Below are 12,183 nucleotides of genomic sequence, written 5' to 3' on the forward strand. Positions count from 1 at the left end.
TCATACTATAGAGCTGCGATTTAATGGAAAAGGCGGACCGAAAGAAAAGAAGAAGGACTGGAAGATTGAAAAACTCAGGTAGCTGCCAATATGAAAAAGAAAGGTATTGATCTGACTTTTATAGCCGGATGTACCGGACTGAATGAAGAAGCAATTAAAACATTGTAGCCACGTAATCCATACCTAGAGGTGATGCCGGATTAACTTCCGGCATCACCTCTATAATTCACTAATATTTAACAGTATAACCCGCTGAATACAGCTGGTGACGCCCTATTCGGGAAAACTTTATTGTAATCACTCCTTTGGAATAAACATACTGATCCCTACAGGATAATGATCGGAAAGATAATCATTGTCCGGACCATTATAGATCTGTGCATCTATACAATTGGGGCGCAGGCTGTCAGTCACAAATATGAAATCGATCCGTTCCTGCTGACGACGTAAAGCCTCCCCTTTCGGAGAACTTGCCAATATCCGGGTAGGGAAAGAATAACGTTGGTTATCAGGCGTAAACATATAACATATATCATGCAAAGAAGCAGCCATAAATGTGGATATAACAGCATAGTCCTCCAGGTGCTCATCCGTCCAGGAGGCATCGAAAGGAGAATGGGCATTCATATCGCCCATCAACAGACAGTCGGTTAATTGGTTACTGCTTATATAATCGATGATGTTGTCGGCTTCCTTCTTACGTTTCAGACGGTCGGAAGGATTCAGATGCGTCACCAGGAAATCCATATTCAGGACTTTGCAATGCAGCAAGCCGTGACCGTAACCATCAATCTTCCGATCAATCACTTGAAGCGGAGTTTTAGATGTAAGACCGACCGGATAACCGTTCTCCTTTACAATAGCCGCATAAGGATGACCATAAGAAGCTGCCAGCTCTTTCAGACGGGCTTCGGTAAAGCCGCAAAGTTCGTTCAGTGCCAGGACATCGGGCGACTGCTCTTTTACCCAGGCAGTAAAACGGGCAATACGGTCTTTATCCGCACCATTACTGAAACCATCCATGATATTGTAAGAGATGATCTTGATCTTTTGGCGGTCTGTACGCCAGTCGCGTTCGTAGGAAGTTGAATTCTGAGCATTCATTCCTGACCCTAAACCAAACAATAATGCCAATAGAAATAAACTGAACCAATTGTTGAATAAGCGTTTCATTCTTGTAATGTTTATGTTTATAACAAAGGTATATCAAAAAGACTGTAAATCCTTTCGATACACCTTTCAAGTTTATTAATAGCCAGGATTCTGCGGTTTGAGATTCGGATTCTTGCTCATTTCCGTATTCGGTATAGGCAATAACCTCATCTTTTTGTCCCACGTAAATCCCTGCACCTTTGCCCATGTAGACTCTTCGATATTCCAACGGCGCAAGTCATAACCACGAACATCCTCACCTGCAAACTCGACACGACGCTCATAACGTAATTTCGCCATACCATCTTCCTTACTACCAATCGTTATATCCGGCAACACCTTATTTTCCGGAAAACCAGCAGGGATATACTTATCCGGATGAGCCAAAGCGTAATTGCGGGCACGCGTTCTGACCATATTAATGTATTTGGTTCCGGATTGGAAATCACCGGTTTGTATATAAGCCTCAGCCAGATTCAACAAAACTTCAGCATATCGCATCAAGATATTATTTAAGCCGACATTCGTTTCATTCGGACCATACCACAAGGTATTCTTCTGAAAATCAACTCCACCTTCTTTGTTTAAAAGCCAATCCATGGAATAAACAAGCGGTTCGCCGGTTGTTCGGTGAGTAGAGACATCCATCGGTGTATAGAATGTGATATCAAAGCGAGGATCTCTGTTTTTCCAGTAAGCAGCAGCATCATACAAGGAATTGGCATCGCTACTTATCGGATTCCCATCAATCAACGCATAAGCATCTCTTAGATCAGGTGTCGGATTAAAGTGAGTCGTATAAATTTCTCCACGGCACATCCCCCCGTCAACCGTACCGAAATAACGGGTTTTCCAATTCTGTTGTTCTTTGCTAAACGATACTTCAAAGATAGATTCTTTATTGAACTCATTGGTTTCCATATAAATGGATTCCATATCTGCCAATAGTTCGTAAACGCCTTCATCTGCTAATTTTACTACTTCCTCACCTGTTTTAATAGCATCGGCATAATCCTGACGATAAAGATAGGCTGCAGACAGGAATGCATAAGCTGCACCGGAAGTAGCACGGGGTGCATCCTCTGAATCATAAGACGAAGGCAGATGCTGAGCAGCAAATGTAAGATCAGGAATAATTACCTTTTCATAGACTTCGTCGACAGAAGAACGTCCTGGATGTAACAGGGCTTCATCTTTTAAATCAACCTGGCTCAACAAAATAGGTACATCACCATACAAACGGATCAGATGATAATACCAATAACCACGAATAAAACGCATTTCGCCGACGATACGATTCCTGTCTTCACTACTGATATTATCATCCGGCATATTGGAAACTTTTTCAATACCGATATTGCAACGGGCTATCCCGGCATAAGCATTAACAAAAGAACCTGTTACCAGATAATTATCCCCCGGATCAAAACTTCCGCGGATATATGAAGCATCGATCGAACCACTCTGCAAACAGTCATCCGAACACATATCACCGAAGATTTGTACACCAGTTGCCCAGAAGCCGTTTAATGTCTGTAATGTTTTGTAACAAGCGTTGGCAGCATAGACAGCCTGGTCTTTATTCTGATAGAAATTCTCTTCGGAAAGTTCACCATACGGCTCCCGGTCAAGGAAATCACTACAGGAAGACAATATGGTCATCAAAGCTATTATATATATTTCGAATCTTTTCATATTCTCGTATTTTTACTGTTTAAAACTTAATATTCGCACCGATCATAAAAGTCATTGCAGCAGGATAGCTGTATGCCCAATTGTTATATTGAGCTGTACCGCTCCTTTCCGGATCATATCCGTAAAAATCTTTACTTGTAATCGTTACCAGGTTTTCGCCGCTCACATATACTCTGAACTTATACTTTCCAGCCATATCAAACGAATAACCGACAGAAAGATTTTTCAGACGAGCGTAACTGGAATTTGTCAACAGGAAGTCGTTCATCTGATACATCGAATAGGCTCCTCCCCAAATCACAGCAGGCCATTTTCCTGGAGTTCCTTCGCCATTCCAACGATTATCATACCACCATTTTCCATAGTTAATGCCACCGTCATTCAACCATTTTTCATATGGCATAAACTGTTTCTTGCCTAAATCTCCCTGCCAAAACATCGAGAAGTCAAAGTTTTTATATTGTGCACCCAGTTTAAAACCGAATGTCATCTTCGGGATAGAATTACCAAGGATTACACGGTCATCTGCATCGATCTTCTTATCACCATTCTGATCTTTGAACTTGATAGAACCGACAATTGCACTACCATAAGTTGGAGAATTATCAATATCTTCCTGGCTGGCATACACACCTTCCATTTCCCAACCATAAAAAGAGTCGATAGCATATCCCACCTTATTTATATAGGTATCACGATGACCACCGTCCCGTAATTCTTCATCCTTACCGTCACTAAGTTGCAAAATCTTATTACGAACCGTACTGATATTAGCTCCGACAAAATAACTAAAATCATTATTTATTTTATCTTGCCAGTTAATTTCCAGCTCAACACCCCGATTAGCTACTTTTGCAAAGTTCACATTAGGAGCACCCAAACCGACAGTGCCCGGAATAACCTGCTGGCGAAGAATTCCAGAAGTACGTTTATCATAATATTCAGCAGAAGCTGTCAGGCGATTATTCAGTAAACCGATATCCACACCAGCATTAGTGATTGTAGTCGTCTCCCACTTCAAATCTTTATTTACCAGGTTAGCAACATAATAGCCGGGAACGATTGTATGGTTATAACCGCCAGCTCCCATTAATACACTCATGTTACTAAGAGTTGCAATCGTCGGGTATCTTCCTGAAACAGATTGATTTCCCAGCTGTCCCCAGTTCACACGTAATTTCAAATTGGAAATTGCCGGCACATTAAAGAACTCTTCCTGACTGATCCGCCATGCACCGGAGAAAGAAGGGAAGAATCCCCAACGGTTACCAGAAGCAAAACGGGAAGAACCATCAGCACGCAAATTAAAAGAGAACAGGTAACGATCTGTAAAGTTATAATTGATACGTCCAAACCAGGACATCATTGCCAACTGGCTTTTAGCCCCGCTGTTACGGGAATCTGTCGGATTAGTACCTCCATTCAGTATCTGCATGTTCTTAGATTCCGAAACATAGTCGTAAGCGATTCCATAAATATCATCATCAGTCGTCAACTGCTGCGAGAAGCCAGCCATACCGTCTATAGAATGTTTGGAAGAGAAGGTATGATCGAAATAAAGTAAATAATCGGTTAACCAGGTTACATTTTTACCACGCGTTTCCTCATAACTCGAACGAGTATTTCCGTATCTGTCAGCAATATTATAAGTCGGAGTAAACGATTTCTTTTCATAATAGTTGAAATCAAGTCCGGCGTTAATACGGAACCGGAGGAAGTCAAATATCTTATATTCAGCATAGATATTTCCTAACACCTTATAAGTGCGATGATCCGGATTACTTAGGTTAGCCATATAGACAGGACTGATACCATTTTCTCCTGCATGCTTCGCATAACCTGGTGTTACCCCGTCAGCTTCATAAAGCGGAATTGTCGGAGACGTATTATAGGCATCTCCAGCGGCATTGGATGTACCATGTTGCAAACTTGTACTCAGATTAATACTTGTACCAAAAGAGAGACGCTCACCATATTTATTGTCATTATTTATCCTGAAGTTAGCTTTATTATAAGAGGTATTTTCCAGGATACCCTCCTGGTTAACATATCCTCCCGACATATAATAAGATGAATTCTGACTTCCTCCCTGGGCACTTACATTAATATTATAGGTTGGAGCTACGCTGAACAATTCTTTTCCCCAGTCAGTTCCTTTTCCGTAAGAAGCCGGAGAATTTGTGAAATAAGGTGTTATATTACTTCCGCTGATCCAACGGTTGGCATTCGCTATCGCTTCATTCTATAATTCTACGAACTCAGCGGCATTACACATATCCAAATATTTAGTGATACGCTGCAAGCCAAAATAACCATCTACCGAAATACTGCTCTGTTCAGAAATTCCCCTCTTGGTAGTAACAAGGATCACTCCATTCGCCGCACGTGAACCATAGATAGCAGCGGAGGCAGCATCTTTCAATACATTGACCGATTCAATATCAGAAGATGAGATACTTTCCAGTCCACCGTCAGCCGGAATACCATCAATCACTACTAACGGAGCATTATCGCCAAACGTACCCATCCCCCTGATACGAATATCAGAACTTGCACCAGGCTGACCGTTACTCTTCGTAATAACGACACCGGATAATTTTCCTTGTAAAGCCTGTGATACCGAGGAACTGGATACATCTTTCAGATCTTTAGATGAAACCACGGAGACAGCTCCAGTCAGATTGGCCTTCTTTTGTACACCATAACCAACAACTACCACTTCATCGAGATTCTGAGTATCTTCTTTCATCAGGACACGAATAGAACTTTGATTCTTAACCTGTACATCCTGAGTTGTGTAACCAATATAAGTAATCTGAAGAGTTGAATTTGAGGCTACCTCAAGCGTAAAACTTCCATCTATATCGGTAATAGTCCCATTACTGGTTCCTTTTTCCATCACATTCGCACCGATGATCGCTTCTCCTTGCTGATCAAGAATAATACCAGTTATTATCTTCCGATTGGTTTGCTGCATCATAGCAAGCATCCGGTCGCTGCTTTTCATCAAAATGATATTGTTGCTTTTCATCGCATAGACAATGTCCGTATTCCGGAAAATTGTGGAAAGAACTTCTTCCACTGTCTTCTCATGAGCATTAATTGACACTTTATGGTTCAAATCGATATCTCGTTTATCGTAGACGAAATAATACTCTGTCTGTTTTTCAATATTAGACAGGATTTCTTTGAAAGGAACCGACTGTGCCTTTATCGTAACCTTCGCAACCTGAGAAGTAGCCTCAGTCGCAAAAAGCCCCGTCACACATAAGAAAAGAGCTAAAAAGGTTAGTTTCATAATATTAATTATTCGTTTAATAGGATTTAACGGGGCATAACTATCCCCATCTGAAATATTTTTCATACTTTTAAAATCTGTATTAGTTAGTACTAAGTTTAAAGCAATTACACGGTATTAACTTCTCTGCCGGAAGAACGTTGGCGCGTTTTTCCGGTTTTGTTTTTTCATGGGACTTACTTCATAGGCATTCTATTTTAGGTTATTACTTTACATTCATTATTACTTAATGATAATCAAATTCTTTTCTTCATCTTTCTCGTAAACAAACCGATCTTTCAGTTGGAAAACGTTCAGGATATGTTCAACTCCTTTCTTTCCCTGGAACTTTCCGGTATATCTTCTTTTTTTGAAAGCCTCGTTTTCTACAATTATCTGAGTATCAAAATATAGTTCCAGTTTTTCAATCATCCGGTCTACCGGCTCATCTTCAAAACAAATTACCCCCTCCCTCCAAAGCAAATTATTGAATTGGGAGATCGGTCTTTTTACCAAGTAGTCGTTCTCTACATGTACCTGCATATTCGGCTCCAGTAATACTTTCTGCTGTTTTACATCAGAGTAAACCTCCACCGAACCTTTCAACAAAGAGACTTCGAACATGGGGGTTTTGGCATATGCCATTACATTGAACTCCGTTCCAAGTACTCTGACGTTATAAGTAGAAGTCTTTACAATAAAAGGTTTCTTTTCATCCCGGCTGACAGTAAAATAGCCTTCTCCATTCAGCTCCACCTCCCTATGTTCGGAAGAAAATACATTCGGAAAAGTAAAGGTTGTTCCGGCATTCAACCAAACATTGGTTCCATCAGCCAATGTTAATTCGACACGCTGCCCGGGAGGAACAGAGATCGTTTGCATAGCCATTACAGGAACTTGCTGTTTCAAATCAAAAATGTACCAGCTCATTCCCGCCAGGAGCAAGAATACTGCAGCAACAGAAGCAATACGAACCAAACTTAATAAATTTAATCTAACCGTCTTCTTCTGATGTCCTATCACATCACTTTGCTGCCAAAGGGTAACATCATACAGTTTACGCATAGCCATCAACTCATCCCGATTTTTCGGGTCATTCTTCACCCATGCCATGATCCGGTCTTTCTCATCTTCCGATGCCCAACCTGCTATATATTTTTTTATTAAATCTTGTTCCATCATTTTTATTGTAAGATATAATCAGCCTTACATCATATCGACGACTGATGATTACATATCCCTAAACGAAAAGTCATTTTATTTGAAAAAAAAGAAGAAATAAAATAAAGGAAGATAGTCTTTAAGACTTATACGTAAAGCCTTCAATACTTTGGTTATATGATATTCAACACTTTTCACACTAAGCTTCAGTTTGTCTGCTATTTCTTTATTTGTTTTATTATCAAAGCGACTCATTTCGAAAATAAGTTGAGTCTGTTCCGGAAAAGTAGCAAGTGTATTACGGATGATCAGTTGTATCTCTGTCGTAAAAACCTCTTCCGGATCACAGGATTCCAGCATGGAGATACGCATATCCAGTTCTTCCTGATGAGCTGTCTTCATATTACTGAAAGCTTCCTCTTTCACAGCCTCATGTTTCAGATAATCGAGTGATCTATTTTTCAAAAGAGTCAACAGGAAAGCATCCGGATTGTTTATACCTCCCCTTCTAATCTCTGTCCACAACCGGATAAGCACCTCAGATGCAATATCTTCCGCAGCCATCTCATTATGTATATACGACATCGTAAAAAGGAATGATTTCCTATAAAATCGTTTATAAAGATCTTCAAACTCCATATATGACTCTCCCCATAATACTCTAACGCCTTTTTATATGGTCAGCGCTGACAAAATTAAACTATTGCATCAGATCAGGTTATTAAAATTCAATGATAAAACATTTACAAATTCAAGTCAGCATCAGTATGTACCATAGTCACCTCCTTGAACGCATACCGCCTCAACTCCCCGTCACGCAGTTCGAGTATCAGATGTCCGGTCAGTTCTACCCCTTTTATGCAAGCTTCGAAGAGACCGTTCTCATCGCGATAGGGATGGAAGCCACTCCCACGATACAAGGCAATCCTGTAATCATTCCGGATATCGTCCTCTTTCTCCCGGATCAAGTCGACATAACGTTCATAAAGACGTTTCCGGAACTTGTTCAGGATTTCCTCCCGGTCATATTCCAGTCCCGTTATCTGTGTCAGCGACACCGGATTCGGAGCATCGCTCAGGAACTCCCGCTGGTTGATATTGATACCGATACCGAGCACGGAGCAATACAGCTCACGACCGGAAAGGTCATTCTCAATCAGCATACCGCATATCTTCCGGTCACGCCAGTAAATATCGTTCGGCCATTTCACCGTCACATCGTCTACATATTCATCGAGCGTTTCCTTTACACTCAGCGCCGTTATCTGAGAGATCAGAAACTGACGGTTTGCCGGCAGAAAGTCCGGATAAAGAATGATACTGAACATCAAGTTCTTTCCGCCCTCCGACTCCCAGGTATTACCGACCTGGCCACGCCCGGCAGTCTGAAAGTTGGTAACAACGACACTACCTTCCGGCAACGGCTCTTTTCCGACCAGTCCCCGAAGATAATTATTGGTAGAGGTAGTCTCCTCCAAACGGATCATCCGCGGTATTTCATTTTCGTCACTCATTGTACATCTCCCTTATTTTCTTCGGCAGCTTGGCTATCACTTCGCGGTAGGAATGCTGAATCCAGTAACGTATCTCATCGTCGGGCATGTCCCGTTCCAAAAAGACACCGTTCCAATACTTCTTATTGAAATGGTAAGCCGGTTCAACCGCATTATAGCGGTCGCGCAGCTCTTCCGTATAATCCGTACTGCATTTCAAAGCGACATAAGGCTCTTCGGCATCCAGCGGCAGAAGGGCAAACATCTTATTTTCGACTTTAAAGACTAAAGAGACATCGTCAAACGGAAAACATTCCGTCACGTTCTTCAACGACAAGCAATATTCGCGGGCTTCTTCTATATTCATACGTTTCCTCTATTTCTGTTATCGGCAAGGGGCGTAGAAAGCATCATCGATATGTTCGATCTGAAACCCCTCTTTTCCTTTGACCAGGGTGATGATATCGAAACGAACCGGCATTTCCAGATTAAAATACCGGACATAAGCATCTGCCGCAGCTACAATACGCCTGATCTTTTTATTGTCTACGGCTTCTTCCGGCGACAGAAGGTAATCTTCCGAACGCGTTTTCACCTCGACGACAATCAGTTCCCCCTCTTTCATGGCAACAATATCCAGTTCGTAATGATGCCATCTCCAATTGGTATGCAAAATCGTATAACCCTGGCGGATCAAATAGTCGCGTGCCCTCGCTTCACCATCTTTCCCTAAATCGTTTTGTTCAGCCATCTTATTAATTTGCACAAATATAGGGATTTTCTTTTTTATTTGGGCTTTCACTTGTACATTTGCAAAATATGGCAATAAATCGGAAATACTCGCAAGCACAACCGAATCGCCCGAGGGTGCATAAGGTTACTTTTATGCTCAACGATGAAGAGCAGAAGGCTGTCGACCGCTATCTTGCCAGGTATAACATCGAAAACAAATCCCGCTGGTATCGGGAAACAATCCTTTCACATATACTCAAAACGCTGGAAGAGGATTATCCAACTCTCTTCAAAGAAACGGAAATGAGACGATGAATCCATTTAACGACGAATATTTCATGAAACAGGCACTGGTGGAAGCGCGTGCTGCCGCTGACGAAGGAGAAGTGCCCGTAGGAGCCGTGGTCGTATGTAACAACCAGATCATAGCCCGTGCCCATAACCAGACGGAACGGCTGAACGACCCGACTGCACATGCGGAGATGCTTGCCATTACGGCTGCCGTCAGTGTATTAGGAGCAAAATATCTGACCGGATGCAGTCTGTATGTGACGGTTGAACCCTGTATTATGTGTGCAGGAGCCATCGGCTGGTCGCAACTGAGTACGATCGTATACGGCGCGAGTGATGAGAAAAGAGGATACCAGGCATATGCCCCGAAAGCATTCCATCCAAAAGCTGTCGTAAAAAAAGGTGTGATGGAGAAAGAGTGTACGGAAGAGATGCAGAAATTCTTCCGGCAGAGAAGATAGTTATTCGTTTTCTTCGTAATAATAGGAATAATCAATTCCTTTCATAAATAGTTCACGGTCATTTATCTTGTCGGTCAAAGCATTCTTCAGTAAATGCTTCAACAAGGTACTGTCAGTAGAGCTTTTTACCATGGCATTCAAATAGTCTTTCTTATTGATCAGGCTCCAGTCTACACATTGTTTCAAATGCTTCTTAAAAAGTAAATCCAACCATATCCGCGTACTCCGTCCGTTGCCTTCCATAAAAGGATGAGCAATGTTCATTTCTACGTATTTATCGACTATTTCCTCAAATGTATTTTCGGGCATTTCCTCTATCAGCCTTAATGTACTCCCCAGAAAATGGGATACGGCAAACTGAAAGCCCCCTTTCGATATATTCTTTTGCCTGATCTGACCTGCAAAATCATACAACCCGCCAAACAAGTAGGCATGGATTTTTTGCAAGCTCTTTGCCGTACCGACTTCCGCTTCGCTGATCAGATTACTTTCAAAGAAAGAATAGGCCTTTTTCTTACTTTGCCCGTCAATGCTATTGTCGCTGTAGGTAAACCAATCGAGGAATTTAGTCGCCTTATTATTAGGAAAATATTTGGCAAGGGAGATTACGCCTTCACTATCAAGCGTATCAGTCAAATACTTTTTACCATCCGCTGCTGCTAATTTCAGTTGGTTAGTCGTACTAACCAACTCGTTTTTTTCTCTTTTAAGTTTACTTTTGAGATATTTCCAATAGTTCCTTGTCTTCGTATAGTCATCATGTCCCATTAAGACAGCAACAATATCTAAAACAGAAAACCACCATTTGTTATTATCTTCATCCCAAACAGCACGAACTTCGCGGTCGTTAAAAAAGCGGATCGATATTTTAGCATTATTGGTCATTGCCGATAACCAACTTTACTTCACTTCTTCGAAGTCAACGTACTCGCCTTCGTCTTTTGTAAAGATCTTCTTGCGGTTGACCGAGATATAATCATCTTCAGCCGTATTCGAATGATGTTGCCCGCTAGAGTAACTGCTTGTCTGACGACGCTGTTCCCCTTTCTTTGTATTACTGCTTCCACTACCGAACAACATATTCTTAAATGTACGCAGAATAGAGAATCCCATCAGGAACACTAACAGGATGAAGAAGAAAAACATTACAAACAAAAACTTAAACATAATATTCGTTACTTAGTTGGTTTATAAGAGAAACATATAGAATAGACCTCTTGTTTACTATCTTTTGTTAAAAATAGACAAGAGGATATAGAGGAGAATGGTTCCGGCTATACCCAGCATGCCGAACAAGGCAACGAACAGGACAGCACAACCTACTAATATATAGCGTCTTTCATTACCTTTCCATGCAACCGACTTAATCTTCAACGAGAACATCGGAATTTCAGATACAAGCAATAAAGAGGTAGCCAACGCTACCACCAGGGTAACCACAATGAACAACACAGGCTTTACCTGTGCCAACGGAGCCAGAGAATATCCGGCAGAAGCCCAGAACAGCGCATGCGCAGGAACCGGCATACCGATAAACGATGTTGTTTGCCGTTCATCAATATTGAACTTCGCCAAACGCAGACCGGAGAAAGCCGGGATCACGAAAGCCAAATAAGGAATATAACGACCGATTTCTCCCAACGGAAGACCGGCCTGGCTGAGCATCCAAAATACGATCATACCGGGTGCGACTCCGAAACTGACCATATCCGACAAGGAATCGAGTTCCTTTCCCATCGGGGAATAGGCTTTCAGCAAACGGGCTGCAAAACCGTCCATGAAATCAAAAACGGCAGCAATGATGATCCATATGGCTGCCCACAACAAATTACCCTGCAAAGCCATCACTGTAGCGATGCAACCTGATACAAGACTCATGCAAGTAATTGTATTGGGTATATGTTTTCTAATATTCATCTTC

The 12,183-nt window shown here is 41.7% G+C and carries 14 protein-coding genes; 2 read left to right on the forward strand and 12 right to left on the reverse strand.

Annotation, left to right across the window (positions count from 1 at the left end):
• Positions 1 to 297: 297 nt before the first annotated feature.
• The 9 genes from P3L47_RS03610 to P3L47_RS03650 form a co-directional block, all read right to left on the reverse strand.
• The gene (locus P3L47_RS03610; RefSeq protein WP_277782711.1) at positions 298 to 1,173 is read right to left on the reverse strand and encodes an endonuclease/exonuclease/phosphatase family protein; all 876 of its coding nucleotides are present in this window, start codon (positions 1,171 to 1,173) and stop codon (positions 298 to 300) included.
• A 75-nt stretch (positions 1,174 to 1,248) separates the two neighbouring features.
• The gene (locus P3L47_RS03615; RefSeq protein WP_122361232.1) at positions 1,249 to 2,847 is read right to left on the reverse strand and encodes a RagB/SusD family nutrient uptake outer membrane protein; all 1,599 of its coding nucleotides are present in this window, start codon (positions 2,845 to 2,847) and stop codon (positions 1,249 to 1,251) included.
• Between the two features lie 19 nt (positions 2,848 to 2,866).
• Positions 2,867 to 5,080 carry a SusC/RagA family TonB-linked outer membrane protein gene (locus P3L47_RS03620; protein ID WP_345799072.1) on the reverse strand — a complete coding sequence of 738 codons (2,214 nt, stop codon included), beginning with the start codon at positions 5,078 to 5,080 and terminating at the stop codon, positions 2,867 to 2,869.
• A gap of 9 nt (positions 5,081 to 5,089) precedes the next feature.
• A complete protein-coding gene (locus P3L47_RS03625) occupies positions 5,090 to 6,145 on the reverse strand; it encodes a SusC/RagA family TonB-linked outer membrane protein (protein WP_277782712.1) in 1,056 nt (351 codons plus the stop codon).
• A 222-nt stretch (positions 6,146 to 6,367) separates the two neighbouring features.
• The gene (locus P3L47_RS03630; protein ID WP_122361234.1) at positions 6,368 to 7,303 is read right to left on the reverse strand and encodes a FecR family protein; all 936 of its coding nucleotides are present in this window, start codon (positions 7,301 to 7,303) and stop codon (positions 6,368 to 6,370) included.
• Positions 7,304 to 7,381: 78 nt separating this feature from the next.
• The gene (locus tag P3L47_RS03635) at positions 7,382 to 7,924 is read right to left on the reverse strand and encodes an RNA polymerase sigma-70 factor (RefSeq protein WP_277782713.1); all 543 of its coding nucleotides are present in this window, start codon (positions 7,922 to 7,924) and stop codon (positions 7,382 to 7,384) included.
• Between the two features lie 104 nt (positions 7,925 to 8,028).
• Positions 8,029 to 8,799: a biotin--[acetyl-CoA-carboxylase] ligase gene (locus P3L47_RS03640; RefSeq protein ID WP_277782714.1), complete on the reverse strand. Its 771-nt coding sequence runs from the start codon at positions 8,797 to 8,799 to the stop codon at positions 8,029 to 8,031.
• The gene (locus P3L47_RS03645) at positions 8,792 to 9,145 is read right to left on the reverse strand and encodes an MmcQ/YjbR family DNA-binding protein (RefSeq protein WP_122361237.1); all 354 of its coding nucleotides are present in this window, start codon (positions 9,143 to 9,145) and stop codon (positions 8,792 to 8,794) included. Before P3L47_RS03645 ends, P3L47_RS03640 begins: the two co-directional genes overlap by 8 nt.
• An 18-nt stretch (positions 9,146 to 9,163) precedes the next feature.
• Complete coding sequence (locus P3L47_RS03650; protein WP_277782715.1) at positions 9,164 to 9,529, reverse strand: YraN family protein; 366 nt, start codon at positions 9,527 to 9,529, stop codon at positions 9,164 to 9,166.
• 68 nt (positions 9,530 to 9,597) lie between these two features.
• On the opposite strand from P3L47_RS03650, the gene P3L47_RS03655 reads away from it, so the two are divergent.
• Positions 9,598 to 9,825: a hypothetical protein gene (locus P3L47_RS03655; RefSeq protein WP_122361239.1), complete on the forward strand. Its 228-nt coding sequence runs from the start codon at positions 9,598 to 9,600 to the stop codon at positions 9,823 to 9,825.
• On the forward strand, positions 9,822 to 10,262 hold the full coding sequence (locus tag P3L47_RS03660; RefSeq protein WP_277782716.1) for a nucleoside deaminase: 441 nt from the start codon (positions 9,822 to 9,824) through the stop codon (positions 10,260 to 10,262). Before P3L47_RS03655 ends, P3L47_RS03660 begins: the two co-directional genes overlap by 4 nt.
• On the opposite strand, the gene fic is transcribed toward P3L47_RS03660, so the two are convergent.
• From fic to pssA, 3 genes are read right to left on the reverse strand one after another with little or no spacing between them, the layout of a single operon-like run.
• A complete protein-coding gene (gene fic / locus P3L47_RS03665; RefSeq protein WP_122361241.1) occupies positions 10,263 to 11,147 on the reverse strand; it encodes a protein adenylyltransferase Fic in 885 nt (294 codons plus the stop codon).
• A 15-nt stretch (positions 11,148 to 11,162) separates the two neighbouring features.
• Positions 11,163 to 11,429 (reverse strand): DUF4834 family protein, encoded by a 267-nt coding sequence (locus tag P3L47_RS03670; protein WP_122361242.1) that lies wholly within the window; start codon positions 11,427 to 11,429, stop codon positions 11,163 to 11,165.
• 57 nt (positions 11,430 to 11,486) lie between these two features.
• A complete protein-coding gene (gene pssA / locus P3L47_RS03675; RefSeq protein ID WP_122361243.1) occupies positions 11,487 to 12,179 on the reverse strand; it encodes a CDP-diacylglycerol--serine O-phosphatidyltransferase in 693 nt (230 codons plus the stop codon).
• Positions 12,180 to 12,183 lie beyond the last annotated feature (4 nt).

The sequence above is a fragment of the Parabacteroides chongii genome (assembly GCF_029581355.1).
Lineage (GTDB): Bacteria > Bacteroidota > Bacteroidia > Bacteroidales > Tannerellaceae > Parabacteroides > Parabacteroides chongii.